The following is a 16,843-nucleotide window of genomic DNA, read 5'->3' as shown; positions in this document are numbered from 1 at the left end:
AAGGCAAGACGCGTTTTTTGAATGTATGCTCTTAACTAAGCCATAAGGAAATGCGCAAAGGACAACTATGTTAGCGTCTCTGCTTCGAACCGACTTTATGCCCCACGGGCACTGCTACCTGTGGAAACCGGAAATTCTCTGGCTCAATGTTATTTCAGACATTTTTATCGCGCTGGCCTACTTTTCAATTCCTTTTGCGTTGTTCTACTTTGTTAAGCGCAGAACTGACTTAAAGTTTAAAGGGATTTTCACCCTTTTTTCCCTGTTTATACTGTTGTGCGGTATTACCCATGTCATCAGTATTTTTGTTATCTGGCACGGCGCCTATGGTATCCACGGACTTGCCAAATTATTCACGGCCATCGTTTCATGCATTACTGCATATGTAGTATATAGAACGATTCCGGTCGCTCTGCAATTACCCAGCACAGAAAGTGTAAGAATCGCCCTGCAAAAAGCCGCCGACGAAAAGCTCAAGCGCCTGCATCTGGACAGCCTGAGGAAACAGGAAGCCATTTTACGAGAGTCCACCAATAGCATCCATATCGGGGTGTTGGTGCTTGATAAAAGCGCCTGTATCGAGCTGAGCAATCCGGCGGCCTGCCGCATTTTCGGGTATGACGCAGATACGCTCAGACAATACCCGGTACATCAGTTATTTGCAGACCAGGACGTTGCCCTGCCCGATGTTGCCTCCTTTTTAGCCGACAGTAAGCCTGGCGCGAGCCTGGGCCCGCTGCGCCTTAACAGCCACAGTGCAACAGGCAGCTCTGTACCCGTTGAAATTGTGCTGCGTAATCAGCCCGATGAAGCGATTCCCGGAGCAGTGATGTCGGTACAGGATATTTCGGCCAGAGTAGCCGCTGAACAGCAGTCAGCCCGCAGCGAACAGATCACCCAAAATATTATTGATGCGATGCCGGCCGGGGTGCATATCTTTAACCTTGATAACCGGCAACTTTGCCTGACCGGTACTAATCCGGCAGCTGACAAACTCATCAGTCACACCGACTCAGATGAACCGTATCAGGCCTTTCCTTTTTTCCCTGGCGGGCTGGCCATACCCCGGTGTATCGATATAGCGGAACAAGGCGGTAAGCCCTGGCAGCAAATTGTAAAGTGGCACGGTGATTCCCAGACCACACACTGGTTTGATACCACGGTATTTCAGAGTACGGTCGGTCAGCTTATTGTCATGTTTAATGATGTCAGCGAACGCGAGCAGGCCAAGCAGGCACTACACAAGCAGCAGAAGCTGCTGGAGCGCACGATTAATTATTCGATTGCCGGCGTTTATGTGTTCAATCTTAAACAACAACGTGCCCTTTACATCAACAAGCGATGCACCAGCATCAGTGGCTATTCCCCTGCTTATATCCACAGTCTGGGCTTCAAAGGTCTGTTGACGTTGATTCATCCGGAAGACCGGCCGCGTCTGGTTAAGCATATCCGTCATTTACTGAGACAGGAAGCCAGTCAGACCGGCAGCTTTCACGTACAGTACCGAATTCGCCATGCCTCTCACCGGTGGATATGGATCATGGCCCAGGATGCGATTTTTGAACGGGACAAAGATGGCCGGGTCACCGATTATATGGGCAGTTTTCTGGATATAACACCATTGCGAAGTATGCAGGAAAATCTGATGAAAACCCGGGATGAGGCGGAACAGGCAAGCCGTACCAAATCCGAATTTCTGGCCAACATGAGTCATGAAATCCGCACGCCGATGAATGCTGTGCTGGCGCTCACCGAAATGTTGCTGGACATGGAAATGGGGAAAAAACAACGTGAGTACTTAAGTAAAGTACATGCCTCCTCCCGTTCACTGCTGCAAATTCTCAACGACGTGCTGGACTACTCAAAACTGGAAGCCGGCAAGCTTACTATTGCCAGAGAACCCTTTGACTTGTTCCGGGTCCTGTCAGATATTCTGGCTTTATTCAGCGCCACAGCCGAGCAAAAAGGCATGACATTATCCTGCCAGGTTCTTCATCAGGTCCCCAGGTATGTGGTTGGCGACAGTGTACGTATTCGGCAGATACTGTCTAACCTGCTAGGCAATGCACTTAAGTTTACCGAAACCGGTGAAATCACCGTTACGGTCAGTTTATCCCGGCAGCAGGACGACTCTATTGCGCTATACGAGTTTGCGGTTAGTGATACAGGCATAGGCATCGAAGAGGCGCAGTTAAACAATCTGTTTTCGGCCTTCTCGCAGGCAGACAGCTCAATCAGTCGCCGCTTTGGTGGCACCGGGCTAGGTCTGTCGATATGCCGCAAGCTGGCCCAGTTGCTGGAAGGAGCGCTGACCGCTACCAGTGAACCTGGAAAAGGCAGCTGTTTTACACTGTCGATACCACTGGATCCTGACCGTCACGCTAAACCTGATGACAGTGCCGATGGACTGACCTGCCTGATAAGCAGTGAAAACAGCCAAAATTCATTCTGCCTGAATGAGATTCTCACCAGCAGTAAGGCCCGTTCGGTGACTACGGTGTCGATGGACGAGCTAATGGACGCCCGCCCCCCGGCCTGCGATCTTCTTATTATTGACATTACCGGTCTGGATAACGGCCAGCGCAGCCAGCTGCTTAGACATTTACTGGCAACACAGCACAGCGAGGATATTCGTGTTGGCGTGTTGTTTATCGGATCCCGGGCTGGCTTTGACAGCAGTGGCAGTGAGGTCATTCTCAATGTTCCCTCATTATGGGTATTTGCCCCCTTTTTACCGTGCGACATTGAAACCAGTATTCAGGAGCTTAAAGCACGTAAAGCCCAGACTATCAGCTCACAGTCGCATCAGCAGACGTTGTATTTCCCTTCCTGTCATGCACTGGTTGTAGAAGACAACAAAACCAATCAGTACGTTGCCTCGGAACTACTCAGTAAGCTGGGCTTTATCGTCCATATTGCTGAAAACGGACGAGAAGCAATGGACGTATTCAAGGCTGAAGTTTTTGATTTGGTATTAATGGATTTACAGATGCCGGTGATGGACGGCTACACAGCATCGGCTGCCATCCGTGGGCTGCCTGGTGGCGATAGCGTTCCCATCATTGCCATGTCTGCCGCAGTAACCGCTCAGGATAAACAACGGGTCATGGAATCTGGGATGGATGCCCATATTCCTAAGCCAGTTGACCGGGCGCAATTGCAGCAAACACTTGGCAAATTTTTAAGCAGTAAAGCTCTGCACGACTATTCATCCAGCCGGCCGGACCCTGAATATATTGAGCAGCAAACAGAAATTAAACAAAAACTGGCCATCAGTCTGCCGGGTTTTGAAACCCAGCCTGCTCTGGCCCGGCTCGGCGGTAGTGTCAGCGCGTATCAACAGTTGCTGAGCAACTTCAGCAGAGAGTATCAGGACTACGCCCGCAATCAGCAGACTTTGGGCATGGCAGACACCGAGCGCCTGCGCTTTGTTCACACGCTTAAGGGTCTGGCCAAAGCCATTGGTGCCACCCGCCTGCACATTCTGGCAGCCGAGGCCGAACGCTCAGAACAGGATGGTATTATTCCATCTCACAGTGATTTGCTTAGTGAACTTACAATGGTTCTGAAATCTGTCAACCAGTGTCTGGCCTGCCTGCCTGCTATCTATGAGCAGGCAGGGGAACATGCCAGTGACGATTTAGATATGCTGCGCAGTCGCCTGATTGCCCACAGTTACCTGCGTGAAAGTGACACCGAGGCATGGCGGGATGCCCTTACCCGCCAGTACGGAGAGCAAAAAACCGCGCAGATTGTGGGGCTAATCGGTCAGCTTAAGTACGCCGAAGCACTGACATTGATGGATTAACATTAACGGGGAGGATCGATGCGGTTACCCGATGTGGTATTAACCCGGAACCAGCCGGCAATAGAATAACGGTCGCGGGTGGCCGGGCGGACCTCGTGGGGAAATTCCTCACTTAAAAACAACACCACGGTACCCAGCTTCGGTGTCACGCGCACGCCGGCGGTATCGGCATCGTCTTTGTACAGTACCAACTCGCCCCCATCCAGAGCGTCCCATTCTTTGTTCAGATAGGTCACCAGCGACAACACACGGTTTGAGGCGCCTTTGAATGCATCATAATGGCGCTTATAAAAATCACCGGGGCGATAATGGGCAAAATGGCTTTCAAACGAAAACAGCCCCATGAACAAACGTTTATTTAAATGAGCTTTTAACGAATGACACCATTCCAGCCACTGTGCTCCTACCTGGCTGGACCCGTCAATCCAGCAGACTTTGTCGGTACGTACCGATTCATTTTTGTGAAACAGACTTTTGCGACCAATACCTGCCTCACTGAATTGTTGTTCACTAAGGGCTTTTTGATAGGCAGATAAAGCCTGGGTCATCGGTTCCGGTAACGCGTTATCCATAATGCAGTAGCCGTCCCGATACAAATCGTCAGCAATCCGGTCGAGCAAAGCCGAGTCACCAGAGTCATCACATTGCTGGAGCTCAGCAAATGTCAGCGCTGTTGCCATAAAATTTGTCTGTCCTGTAAGTAAACCGTGGGCCTGCGTTATACGTAAATGTGGTTTGCCTGGCAAGGGCTTTTTTGTCACAGTAGACGAATTAGTGTGCAGGTTTGTGCACCGACCAATCCAAACCCTTTCAGGGCCTGTATTAACAACAACATATAGCATTTGTAGCCCTGCCCGGTTAGCAGTATTACAACGCATTATTTTTAGTAAAAGGCGGTATGAATGAGTCAGGATCAAACCACTGTAGAAGGTACAGAGCATCATCTGGAATTGCGCAACCTGCGTTTAGATGACTACGGTGATATCAAAGAACTGATGGACAAGGTTTACGTCAATGTTGGCGGCGCCTGGCCCTATAAAAACTTTAAAGCTCAGGTGAACACGTTCCCTGAAGGACAGATTTGTATTGAAGACAAAGGCAAGGTTGTCGCCTTTGCTATCTCGGTCATCGTGGATTATGAACAGTTTGGTGACAAACACAGTTACGATGAAATTACCGGCGATGCCTATCTTACCACCCATGATCCCAACGGTGATGTGCTATACGGTGTGGAAGTCATTGTGTGCCCGAGCTACCGGGGCCTGCGTCTGGGCCGGCGACTTTATGAAGCGCGCAAAGAGTTGTGTCGTAATCTTAATCTGAAATCCATCATGGCCGGTGGACGAATTCCGAATTACCGCAACTACTCCAGTGAAATGTCGCCGTATGAGTATATTGAACAGGTAAAAAGTAAAGACATTTACGATCCTATCCTGACCTTTCAGATTTCCAACGGATTTGAAGTTAAGCAGGTCATGACCGCGTACTTGCCCGAGGACAAAGACTCCAGTGGCTATGCGACCCTGTTGCAGTGGCATAACATTTATTATGAGCCGGGCAATCCGTCATTAATAGGCGGCAAAAAATCCAGCGCGCGAATTGGCTGTATACAGTGGCAAATGCGCTATTTCAATAATGTCGAGGAGCTGCTTCAGCAGGTTGAATATTTTGTTGATGCGTTGTCTGATTACGGTTGCGACGTGGCGCTGTTTCCGGAGTTTTTCAATGCACCACTGATGGGCCTGAGCCCAAGTGACTCTTCCATAGATGCGATTTATCACCTTGCCACCTACACTGATGAAATACTCAGTGCAGTGTCACATCTGGCGGTGTCGTATAACATCACAATCATTGCCGGCTCCATGCCGGTGGTTGAAGATGAGGAGTTATACAATGTGGCTTATGTGTGCAAACGCGACGGCACGATTGAAAGTCAGTACAAACTGCACCCTACTCCCCATGAAAAGAAAGACTGGATTATGAAAGGTGGCGATAGCCTGAAAACCTTTGATACAGACTTTGGCAAAATTGGCGTGCTGATTTGTTATGACGTAGAGTTTCCTGAACTGGCAAGGGTTTTGTCTGAGCAGGAAATGCAGATTCTGTTTGTACCATTTTGGACCGATACTAAAAATGGTTACCTGCGAGTGCGCCGTTGCGCCCAGGCCCGGGCCATTGAAAATGAATGCTATGTGGCGATTGCCGGCAGTGTGGGTAACCTGCCAAAAGTCGATAACGTCGATATTCAGTATGGCCAGACTGCGGTATTCTCTCCGTCAGACTTTGCTTTCCCGCACGATGCTATAGTGTCGGAAACAACGCCTAATACTGAAATGACCCTGATTGTTGATTTGGATCTGGATAAACTGACCCGGCTGCAAAATGAAGGCTCAGTACGAAATTATCTGGACCGTCGACGTGATCTGTACCGGGTAGACTGGATTGGCAACCGCTAGTCAGATAAAGCAACCCTGAACAATTGAAAAAAAGGCTGTGATGTATGCAGCCTTTTTTTTACATTGGCAAGCTGCTGGAACACGCTTTGCATATTTTTAATGAAATGAGCGCTACAGATACGTTATTGCTCAGGCAAAAGGGCATCTGTGCTGCCGAATGTCTGATTACGCAGCCTTTCGAATATGGAGATTCTAATGAACGTAAAGCAGATTTTCTGGTCACATACTACACAGCTGATACATTTACCCAGTGTAACGCTGACACGGGTCGGTAACGCTCCAAAAGGTTAAGCGCTAGCAAAAAATCATCTGCAAGTGCAGTGGGTACAGGGATAGTATTACAACTAAAATCACGCTAACATGAACGAATTGCGCTTAATTTCCAGTCAAATAACCTGCTAAAACACAAAGTTAAGAGAGAGTATGGCTAACGATTCAAAAAACGATGATTTTCCGACTATTCGTCTGGATGATGAAGATCGTCGTGATTACCAGCAAAACAAACGTCGCGCCGGACACACGGCTTCTCACACTATTCCGTCTGGTAATGCGGCTGCACAAACCGTGGTCGATGATGACGACGAGGACGAAAAGCGCGGTGGTGCCAGTACAGTGCTGGTCATATTGGTGTTTCTATTGGCATTAGGTGGCCTTGGCGGCTGTTACTATTTATATACACTGTTGCAGCAGCAACAGGCTGTGGCACAGGAAGCCGAGGGCCGGCTTGCCGAGCTGGAAAGAAAACTGTCGGCGACCGATGAGGAAATGGGTGAGTCAACCGTGGCCTTGCAGGTAAAGGTCAATGAGCTGTCAGAAAAGAGCAAGGAAACCTGGGAGCAGGTTGATAAGCTGTGGGCATCGGCTTGGCGTCGTAATCAAAAAGAAATCACCGAGCTGAGCGATAAAGTCAGCAGCATGCAAAAAGAGCTGACCGCTTCTGTGTCCAGAGTATCTGAAGATGTATCGACTCATCAGAGTCGTCTGACGTCGATTAAAAATCAACTGGCATCGCTGGCTGATGAAGTACTGGCGTTTAATGTGTCGCTGGAACAGATTAACAACGATAAGCAAAGTCAGCAGCAATCAGTACGAAATGTAAATGACAAACTCAGTGTGCTGGAAAAGCGCAACAATACGCTTAACAGTCGTATCAGTGCACTGGAAAATGACCTGCGGGATATTGCGACCAAAGTGGTTAGCGGGCCGCAAAATAATGGTGGTAGCACCGGAGGCGGCTCAGCCGAGTAACCCGTTTGCTGATGATGTGGTAATAATGATAAACCCCGGGCTTGCCCGGGGTTTTGTTTTATCATCCTTGCGGCGTTTGCTGCATTACGTAGATTTCACCGTCATACACACCCTGTATGGTCAGTTTCTGACTGGCCAGCGAGCGCAGATAATTAATATGCGCCTCTTCAATCAGCTGGCCCGGCACAATCAATGGAATACCCGGCGGGTACGGTGTAACCAGCCCGGCGGCAATGCGCCCGGCACTTTGCTCCCAGGCAATCGATTCACGCTGACTGAAAAATGCCGCAGAAGGAAGCTGAACCAGATTAATTGCCGGAATCGATTCTGGTAGCGGACTGCGGTTTTTACTTTTGTTCAGCGTCACTTTACCTTCATCCAGCTTTTTCAGTGCATTGTACAGCCGGACAATCTTGGAGCGCATACCGCCTAATGTCAGCAGAACTAAAATGGTACTGTGGGTGAACTTTTCGATTTCCAGACCCACCTCGTCCATCAGGAACCGGTGAATTTCATGATTTGAATATTCCAGTGCAGAGATATCAATCAAAATTTTCAGCGGATCGTGGCCCATGTTATCACTGGTAAAATGACTGAAAACCCGGGCAAAGTCTTCAGTATCCAGAATTCTGAGACGCTTAAACCGCGCCACTTGCTGCTTAAGCTCTGCAACATTGGCCAGCAGTTCATTCAGAATTTTGTAGCCTTCCATTTCCAGCTGTTGACGACACACATCCAACGAGGCGATCAGCTGGTATTTAGGCGACGTACTGGTGTGGATACTGTAAATTTCCTTAAAAAAGTCTTTATCAAAATCCGGGTCGTTAACATGAATAAACGATGCCTGCGAAAACGCTGACACTACCTTATGTGCTGAGTGCGTGACATAATCAGCGCCGGCATGCACTGCAGAATAATCCCGGAAGCGGGGATGGAAAAAGGAATAAGCAAACCAGGCCTCATCAATGAAGACCTTAATACCGTACTGATGCCCCAGCTTTACCACCTGTTTCAAATCTGTCAGCAGTCCATCATAAGTACAGCCGGTCAGCACAATAAGTTTGGCATCCTGATTAGCTTCAATCACCTCTGTGAGCTGGTCCAGCCTGGGCGGTGAAAAAATACCGTAGTCAGGATTAAATACACTGTCCAGATATACCGGCATGGCACGAGCCTGCACAATCCCGTAGTGCACCGACTTATGACAATTGCGATCTGCAATGACTTTATCGCCCTCGCGCAGTAAGGTTTGCAATATGATTTTATTGGAGGTCGATGAACCATTGGTAACAAAATAAGACTGGCGAACCTCAAATGTACTGGCTACGTTGGCCTGTGCACGGCCTATCGCGTGCGTGCCATCAGATAACGAGCCCAGTGAGTCAACGCTGACTGACAGGTCACTGACAAATACATTGCGACCAAAGAAGCGGTAAAAATCGCTGATATAGGGTGAGTTTCTAAAGCTGGCGCCACCGCTGTGGCCTGGCGTATGCCAGGAGTCGTTAGCCTCCAGCACATATTCTTTATAGGCGGTCCAGAATGGTGTCTCGTTTCGATCATCAAAGTCATTGATGATGTAGCCCAGAATAGACTCAGGATCGGAAATAATATCATTTCGATAAAAAAACGACTCCATTGAGCTGGACTGATTCACAATGTCCAGGCCCCGGATGGCATCACCTAAGACATACACCGGCAATTCACGCCGAATGGCTTTGATGGCATCTATCACTACTGCGTTATTGGCAATCTTGCCCTTTCCTTCACCAAAAATCTCACTTTCCCTGGCTTCGGTATCCCAGCTAAAGACCACAGCCTGAATGTCACCATCGTTAGTGACCTGCTCCAGTGCAGATTGCACAGAGCTGGCCTCCACCACACTGATAGTGACATCAGGGCGTTCAAACAACTCAATAGTAGAGCGAATACTGGTACATAACTGCTCCAGTAAATCCGGGGCATCTTCAACAATTAAAATTTTCAGCTGTGGTTGCATAAGACTTAAACAATGCTGCGTGGTAAGACAATGTAACCTCAGTCTACCTGTGTCATGCAGTCTTGTCATGATAACCGGATAGATTGCCAACCCACAGAGACTATCAATGCTGTCAGGAACCAGCACATCAAATGAGCAGCTTACAAAAATTTAATTAACCGTATCAGGGGGGTGATACCCTTAAATAGGCTAATCTTGTGGTTATACAGTTAAACGGAATTGAGTTTTGTGCAGGACGCTGAACCAGACAGTTACCAGTACCGCAACCGCCTTCGGCTCAACGCTATTATTATTATCGGCGCCGGTTGCCTGCTAACGGCTTTATCTGTGTATTTTTATCTGCAGGTTAACCGGCAGTGGCACCATTACTCCGCGCAGAATACCACCACCTATATTGTTCATGATCAACTTGTTCAGCAGTTAGGCTATGGGGGGTTTATCCATAATTTCAAAAACCTGGTATTACGCAAGGATATTGAGACCTATGGCGTGGCAGCGCATCGTTCTCTGGCGACTGTTTATCAGGCGATTGGCCAGCTTAAACAGCTCAGTCAGTACGACCATAACGCGATTGTCACTATTGAACACACGGTTGCCGAATACAATCAGAAGCTAAATGAAGTTGAAAAACTCATTGGTGAGGGAAAAAGCAGTGAATTTATTGATCGTCAGGTCAAAGTAGACGACGCACCCGCGCTACAGGCGCTGCGCCAGTTCAGTCTGTCGGTGAAAGCCAGCCTTTCCGAGAGGCAGGAGACGCTTTCACAAAGTTTTTTGCTGGCTCTGGGCGTGCATATTATTTCCATCGGTATTTTTGTGGGGCTGCTGATGGTGTATTTTCGCAGTCTGACCGTGGCCAGTAAAAAGGAGCATCAACACGCCAGTCAGGCATTTGCCGGTGCCAGAGCCAAGTCAGCATTTCTGGCTAATATGAGTCACGAGGTCCGCACCCCGCTAAACGGCATTCTTGGTGTATTGCAACTACTCAAGCGCGACAGCGCCGATCATCAGGATAATGTATTGCTGGATCGGGCGCTTTTTTCCGGTAAGGCACTGTTAACTATCATCAACGACATTCTCGACTTTTCAAAAATTGAAGCTAATCAGCTGACCCTGGAGCATATTGAATTTTCCGTCAGTACGGTGATGGAGTCGGTGATTTCTGATCTGGGACCGGTGGCCAGAGAAAAAGGTATAGCACTGGTATCTCACACCCCGGCGCCGTTTAACCCGGCACGCATGGGCGACCCGGTACGCTTAAGGCAAATACTACTGAATCTTACTGCTAATGCGGTTAAGTTTACCCCTCATGGTCAGGTTCAGCTTGAGGCCAGTCAGGCCGAATGTCATGGTACACAAGGCGTGCTATTTGTTGTTAAAGATTCCGGTATCGGCATGAGCGAAAACGCTCTGCAAGGCTTATTTGAACGCTTTACACAAGCTGACTCAACTGTGACGCGCCGATTCGGAGGTACCGGATTAGGCATGTCTATTACCCGTAATTTGATTGATATAATGAAAGGTATGATTGAGGTAAGGAGTAAAGAAGGTGAAGGCACCACCATCAAAGTCTTTTTACCTCTTGATGTTGTGAGCGCTAACCAAAAAAGTCAGGCCAGTGATGATCTGCCTGTCACGTTGCCGGTTCTCGACGGCCTGTGCATTCTGGTTGCCGAAGATAACGACATTAATCAACTGGTCATACAGTCTATGCTTGAGCCAACCGGCGCCAGAATCATTATTGCCGGTGACGGGAAGCAGGCTGTAGCCCACTATCAACAGCATCAACCAGATATAGTATTAATGGACATTCAGATGCCGTTAATGGATGGGGCGCAGGCGTGCAACATGATTAAGCAGCACAACCCTGATGCCTGTATCTACGCGTTTACGGCAAATGCCATCACTGACGATGTACAGACCTACCTGAACAGTGGATTTGATGCTTACCTGAGTAAACCGGTTGAACTGGACGTGTTGTATGCCCGGCTGAACCAGTGGAAAGCACAAAGAAAAGCCGGCTGAGTAAACTCAGACCGGCTCAGTATTGGGGTGCTATTTACACGGCTGAAAATCAGAAAGTATAAGCGACTTTCCCATACACATAACGGCCTGTGAATCCATAGGGTGAAAAGCCAGAATATGGGAAGATGTTGGTAAAGGTGGTGACCTCATCCACCAGGTTGCGGCTGGCTTCGGGGTACACATCAAACAGATTGTTGGCCCCTACCGACACCGACAAATCATCGGTGATAGCCACCCGTACATCCAGATCCGTAATCCACTCAGACGGAATAATCTCGTTGCGTGCTTCAATAGAAGAAGGATCTTCTACCTCACCGTATCGTGTTGTGCGTAAAGTCGCAGCGTAGCGATCGTAAGTCCAGGTGACGCCCAGATTTATTTTGCTATCTGGTGAGCTCGTCTCAAATCGGCGCAGTTCAACGTCATCAAACAGATTGCCCTGATCAAAGCCGGCATTTTGTAACACCTGTGGCGCTGCCAGCACATCTGTCACTTCATTGTCATTAAAGTTGATACCGGCATTGAAGTAGTAATCACCATACGAGTCGGTATTCAGGGTATAGGTGGAAACAATATCCACCCCTTCTGTACGCGAGTTGATAGCATTTAAAAAGAACCGGGCACGGTTAGCGCCGGTTCCGGCCAGCAGGGCCTCTATGGCCTCACCCGACAGATTGTTAGACAGCACGATGCGGTCATCAATATCGATGCGATAAAAATCGACCGTCAGATTAAAATCTGCACTGGGAGAATACGTAAAGCCAGCACTGAAGTTATCTGACTCCTCCGCATCCAGCCCCGGGCTACCCAGAGCCTGAGCCACGTCACTTGACGGAGCAAATGTGCCGGTTTCAGTGGGTTCTCCATCCACAAATACCGTCGCGATGGAGGTAAAATACTGCTGCTGTAAAGAAGGAGCTCTGAAACCGGTAGACACTGACGCACGCAGTGCCAGTGCGTCGGTTACCGTGACCCGGTGCGACATTTTCCAGTTAAAGGTACTGCCAAAGTCGGAGTAATCTTCAAAGCGACCGGCTACGGCCACATTCCAGTTTTCCAGGACATCGGCTTCCAGATCGACATAAAAGCTGTAGTTATGGCGGCTGTTGTCTCCGGCAGACTCCGGCGTAAACCCGGGAAAGACCTGTGCGCCTGCGGCGCCAAATGGACCCGCAACCGGATCGGTGGTCACACCGCCGGGACCAAATGCCCCCTGTACATAGGAGTTTTCTTCACCAGCCTCAATGTCATAGCCTTCATGACGATATTCTGCCCCCATGGCAAAATTCATTTCACTGAAAAATAGCTGGGTGTCCAGTAAACGCGATACATCCGCATTAATGATGGTGGTATCGTAGGTCAGCGTACCGGCATCAAACTCGGTTTGAGAACCCGGGCCCAGCGAGGTGTTCAGGCTATTAATGACACTGTACTGAAGCTCGTTGGTGCCATGGGTGACCGAAAAATCATAGTTCCAGATTTCGGCATAGCCTTTAATACCGGCAAGCAGCGACATGTCACTGATATCGGTTTGAATAGACGGTAAAAAACCATCGGGGTAAATAGCGGTGATATTGCGGCTGTCCTGCGCTCTGCGGTAAAAACCGCCACCGGTGGAGTCCCGTGAACTGGCCCCGGCTGTGGCATAAAATTCCATGGAGTCAGTTAATGCTTTTCCTGCATTAACAAATAAAGCATAGTCTTCTACTTCACCGTTGCCATACACATGATTGTAACGGTTTACCGTTAACTCACGCTCATCGACGCTACCATCTTCATTGCGGGCATAGTTTTCCCGCGGGTCAAAATCTGCCCGGTTTGCCTGACCACGGTCTCGATATTCGGCCGAAACATTAACAAAGCCGTCATCGCCCCACTCAAAACCCATGTTACCGCGCAGGGTAAACGTCTGGCCATCGGTCAATTCACGCTCAGAGCCGGTATTAAATAACAGATTGCCATCATCGCCTACGCTGACACTGTTTAAATCCGGAATACCGTCCATGGATGTCACATTGGCGCCATAGGTGGCTGAAACATCACCCCCTTCACTGGCATCTTTAAGAACAATATTGATCACACCGGCGATGGCATCTGAACCGTATTGTGCGGCGGCGCCATCACGTAGTACTTCAATACGTTTGATGGCATTGGCAGGTATTGCGTTTAAGTCGACCGCAGAAGAGCCTCGGCCTACAGAGCCATTCAGATTCAGCAAAGCGGATGTGTGACGACGTTTACCGTTGACCAGAACCAGCGTGTGGTCAGGGGCCAACCCACGAAGCTGAGCCGGACGGACATGATCAGTACCGTCTGTAATCGATGGCTGGGGAAAGTTGAAACTGGGCAGCAGGGAGTTTAAGACCATATTGGTCTCTGTCAGCCCGGTTGCTTCTATGGATGAGGCATCAATAATATCAATAGGTACTGGCGAGTCATTGATAGTACGCCCGGCCCGTCTTGAGCCAACAATCTGAATTTGCTCTACATCCTGCTCCTGAGCGCCGTCTTGTGTTTGTGCAGAGGCTGTAACAGGTATACCTGCCAGCGCAGCAGCGATAACCGACAACGAAAAAGCGGAACGACTGAAGTTTCCTTTGTACATAGTGATTTCCCGGATAATAAAATTCGAATCACGAGCCTGCGCATGCTGAGGGCATGCTTTGTTATTGGAATACGACCCGTGAAGCCCTTCTGTCGTTGAAGGTGCGCAAAGCGCAGCGATAAGTCCTGCAATGTTGTTATTAATAGGTGCTTTGCTGTCCATAGTTAACCACAGAAACCGACAGACGAACAATGTGCATAGACGAAAAATGTTGATTTAAATCAGTGGACCGACCTGCTAAAACTATCTGACAGCTGATTCAACTGAGTAGCAACCAGATGCTTACGCCGAGCATTAAGCTACCTGATATACGATTCATGCGTTGTACATGCCCGGACTGAGCCAGCAGCTTTTTCAGGCCCTTGCCGCCTGTGGCATAAATTGACATACAAATAAACTCAGAACACATAATAATGGCAATCAGCCAAGGGAGCTGATAGGTCAGTGATTGCTGTGGTTCAATAAAAGGAGGCAGCAGTGCAATCATAAAGGCCCAGCCTTTTGGGTTAGCGACTGCGGTTGTAAAACCCTGCGCGATTAGCTGCAACCGGGAGCGGGCTGGCAGAGATACCTCATCGGCTTGCAAAGCCAGACGGCCTTTGGATTGCCACATACTCAAACCGATATAAAAAAGATAGGCCGCTCCGGCGATTTTCATCAGGGTAAACAGCCACGGCAGCTTAAGCATGATAGCCGCTACGCCCAGCACAGCAGACAAAGCAACCAGTCCCACGCCAATCACTTCGCCAAGCATCATCCAGACTGTGCGCCGATATCCGAACTGCATGCCCAGAGATAATGCCAGCGTCATACACATACCCGGCGTAATTGAAACAAAAAAGAAAGTGGGAATAAAAACACTGAGCAGTGACAGAGACATCAAAAATCGCTTACAAGGAATTGGGGTTGCTGCATCATGCATCCAGCAACCCGGCGATTCAAGCTGATATCGCTACATCACGGATATCTTCATTGCATACACGGTTTGCTCACCATTATTGTCGTTTAAAAACAACGTAGCAAAATAGCCATTTTGTTCCAGCTCAACGGTATCGCGATAGTGGAAAACATTATCCGGTGCGATATTCATCACTTCCTGCAATGGCTGACCAAAGTAAAACTGGTCAAATTTCCACTGTTTACCGGCACTTTTCAGTAAATCAGGACTTACAGAAATTTCAGCTACCGACGAGCCAATGGCTTCAACCAGTGTATTGGCATCATACAAATACAGATAACGGCCGCTGTTTTTACGGCTCTGCCCAATGGCCTGTGCTTTTACGTGACGGATATCAATCAATTCATCTTCGTGTTTTTGTTTCAGCAAACTGGCAAACTCTCGCAGGGCTTCATTCTCAATCGACGTAAAATCCCATTGGGATTTAACAGGATTTGCTGTGCTTTGAAGTGTAAAACCTGTCACTTCAGTGCGGGTGTATTGCTGATTATTTTTAAGTAATTGCTCGGTGACCAGCGACAATCGCGCGTCACCGCCGGCAGCCAGAAGATTAAATTGTTCAATTTGTTCAGGTGTGATGATGTCGCCCTTATGCACCTGGCCCGGCAGCTCCCAGTTACGATCATCAAAACGTTCATCAAATTCCAAATGATTAATAAACTCGTTTTTAAAGGTATCGCTATAACTGGCCGCACGTACAAAACGCTCGTTTTTAAACCACAACCAGTGACTTCTGCCATAAGCCAGCACACGTATGCCAGATGCAGGGGCAAATTCAAACACCGGTGTGCCGAATCGCTCAACCACATCCTCATAACTACTGCTTAGCTTCAGACCATAAAGACTGCCGTGGGGCGCTATCAGATGATTGTCGCCCAGTTCAGGCGTTTTGATCGTGTCGGTAAGCTCGATTGTATGCGCATATTTGATTGATACAGTGGACATTTCCACTAACTCCTGTGGACTACCGCTGGCATTCAAAGGGGTCGCCTTTGCCTTTAGCTTGCTGTGATTTTTACAGGCACCGATAAACTGGCCGGTCAGACTCACTGATGCTTTTCCGGACTCGCGCTTGTGCACATTTCTTTTGGTCAGTGCCAGCGCTTCTGCACCGGACTCTTTTGCTTTTGTCTTTAATGTTTTAATAAGTTGCGGCAATACGGGCTGAACGTCCTTTGCCTGTACCAGCTTACCCTGAATATCGATATACTTAACCGCAGTATCTTCCCCCACCACGCTGTAATCACATGCCGGATAGTAATTCAGCACAGCTATCTCGTTCGCATGCGACATCGACATGCCAGCTACCGACGAGCACAGGGCGACCCCTGCCATAGTCCATAATTTCATAATAAGTCCCTTTGTTTTTAGTCAGACTACCAGCAGGCTAACTATGCTGTCCAGATTTTAACCACCCCAAAATTAATATTACTCTCTAACCAGACACCCACAGCAAAATGTCCTGTCACTGCCGCAACCGTTAATCGGACACCCATCGCAAAATGCCCTGTCACTGACGCGCTCGTTAACCAGACACCCATAACACAATGCCCTGTTACTGCCGCGCTCGTTAACCAGACACCCATAACACAATGCCCTGTTACTGCCGCAACCGTTAATCTGACACCCATAACACAATGCCCTGTTACTGCCGCGACCGTTAACCTGACACCCATAGCGCTATTTAATTGGACACCCATAGCGTTATTTATTTGGACACCCACTCCAATTTGCCAAACAAAAG

Annotated in this window: 10 protein-coding genes; 5 read left to right on the top strand and 5 right to left on the bottom strand. The window is 48.6% G+C overall.

Annotated features, from left to right (window positions below; translation table 11 throughout):
• Nucleotides 1-67: 67 nt before the first annotated feature.
• Entirely contained in the window at nucleotides 68-3,808 is a 3,741-nt protein-coding gene (locus EZV72_RS07945; protein ID WP_137166741.1) for an ATP-binding protein, read from the top strand.
• A gap of 2 nt (nucleotides 3,809-3,810) precedes the next feature.
• On the opposite strand, the gene EZV72_RS07940 is transcribed toward EZV72_RS07945, so the two are convergent.
• Complete coding sequence (locus EZV72_RS07940; RefSeq protein ID WP_137166740.1) at nucleotides 3,811-4,488, bottom strand: 2OG-Fe(II) oxygenase; 678 nt, start codon at nucleotides 4,486-4,488, stop codon at nucleotides 3,811-3,813.
• Between the two features lie 222 nt (nucleotides 4,489-4,710).
• Here EZV72_RS07940 and EZV72_RS07935 point away from each other — a divergent pair, with 222 nt between their 5' ends.
• From EZV72_RS07935 to EZV72_RS07925, 3 genes are all read left to right on the top strand, one after another.
• Nucleotides 4,711-6,264 carry a bifunctional GNAT family N-acetyltransferase/carbon-nitrogen hydrolase family protein gene (locus EZV72_RS07935; protein ID WP_137166739.1) on the top strand — a complete coding sequence of 518 codons (1,554 nt, stop codon included), beginning with the start codon at nucleotides 4,711-4,713 and terminating at the stop codon, nucleotides 6,262-6,264.
• A 44-nt stretch (nucleotides 6,265-6,308) separates the two neighbouring features.
• Entirely contained in the window at nucleotides 6,309-6,539 is a 231-nt protein-coding gene (locus EZV72_RS07930; RefSeq protein WP_137166738.1) for a hypothetical protein, read from the top strand.
• 148 nt (nucleotides 6,540-6,687) lie between these two features.
• Nucleotides 6,688-7,512 (top strand): hypothetical protein, encoded by an 825-nt coding sequence (locus tag EZV72_RS07925; RefSeq protein ID WP_137166737.1) that lies wholly within the window; start codon nucleotides 6,688-6,690, stop codon nucleotides 7,510-7,512.
• Between the two features lie 61 nt (nucleotides 7,513-7,573).
• Here the strand turns inward: EZV72_RS07925 and EZV72_RS07920 are convergent, their stop codons facing one another.
• The gene (locus tag EZV72_RS07920; RefSeq protein ID WP_137166736.1) at nucleotides 7,574-9,511 is read right to left on the bottom strand and encodes an aminotransferase class V-fold PLP-dependent enzyme; all 1,938 of its coding nucleotides are present in this window, start codon (nucleotides 9,509-9,511) and stop codon (nucleotides 7,574-7,576) included.
• A 228-nt stretch (nucleotides 9,512-9,739) separates the two neighbouring features.
• Here EZV72_RS07920 and EZV72_RS07915 point away from each other — a divergent pair, with 228 nt between their 5' ends.
• Nucleotides 9,740-11,536, top strand: coding sequence for an ATP-binding protein (locus tag EZV72_RS07915; protein WP_137166735.1), 1,797 nt, complete (start codon nucleotides 9,740-9,742; stop codon nucleotides 11,534-11,536).
• A gap of 49 nt (nucleotides 11,537-11,585) precedes the next feature.
• Here the strand turns inward: EZV72_RS07915 and EZV72_RS07910 are convergent, their stop codons facing one another.
• From EZV72_RS07910 to EZV72_RS07900, 3 genes are all read right to left on the bottom strand, one after another.
• Nucleotides 11,586-14,141, bottom strand: coding sequence for a TonB-dependent receptor plug domain-containing protein (locus EZV72_RS07910; RefSeq protein ID WP_137166734.1), 2,556 nt, complete (start codon nucleotides 14,139-14,141; stop codon nucleotides 11,586-11,588).
• Between the two features lie 259 nt (nucleotides 14,142-14,400).
• Nucleotides 14,401-15,024 (bottom strand): LysE family translocator, encoded by a 624-nt coding sequence (locus EZV72_RS07905; protein WP_217495192.1) that lies wholly within the window; start codon nucleotides 15,022-15,024, stop codon nucleotides 14,401-14,403.
• A gap of 69 nt (nucleotides 15,025-15,093) precedes the next feature.
• Entirely contained in the window at nucleotides 15,094-16,449 is a 1,356-nt protein-coding gene (locus EZV72_RS07900) for a hypothetical protein (RefSeq protein WP_137166732.1), read from the bottom strand.
• Nucleotides 16,450-16,843 lie beyond the last annotated feature (394 nt).

The organism is Salinimonas lutimaris, assembly GCF_005222225.1.
GTDB classification, from domain to species: domain Bacteria; phylum Pseudomonadota; class Gammaproteobacteria; order Enterobacterales; family Alteromonadaceae; genus Alteromonas; species Alteromonas lutimaris.
Note: the sequence above shows the minus strand (reverse complement) of the source record. Positions and strands in the feature narration are given on the sequence as shown.

Excerpts from the sequence above, each read along its gene's own strand:
- EZV72_RS07920 (WP_137166736.1), bottom strand. The coding sequence starts at position 9,511 with ATGCAACCACAGCTGAAAATTTTAATTGTTGAAGATGCCCCGGATTTA.
- EZV72_RS07940 (WP_137166740.1), bottom strand. The coding sequence starts at position 4,488 with ATGGCAACAGCGCTGACATTTGCTGAGCTCCAGCAATGTGATGACTCT.
- EZV72_RS07945 (WP_137166741.1), top strand. The coding sequence starts at position 68 with ATGTTAGCGTCTCTGCTTCGAACCGACTTTATGCCCCACGGGCACTGC.
- EZV72_RS07900 (WP_137166732.1), bottom strand. The coding sequence starts at position 16,449 with ATGAAATTATGGACTATGGCAGGGGTCGCCCTGTGCTCGTCGGTAGCT.
- EZV72_RS07935 (WP_137166739.1), top strand. The coding sequence starts at position 4,711 with ATGAGTCAGGATCAAACCACTGTAGAAGGTACAGAGCATCATCTGGAA.
- EZV72_RS07925 (WP_137166737.1), top strand. The coding sequence starts at position 6,688 with ATGGCTAACGATTCAAAAAACGATGATTTTCCGACTATTCGTCTGGAT.
- EZV72_RS07930 (WP_137166738.1), top strand. The coding sequence starts at position 6,309 with ATGCAGCCTTTTTTTTACATTGGCAAGCTGCTGGAACACGCTTTGCAT.
- EZV72_RS07910 (WP_137166734.1), bottom strand. The coding sequence starts at position 14,141 with ATGTACAAAGGAAACTTCAGTCGTTCCGCTTTTTCGTTGTCGGTTATC.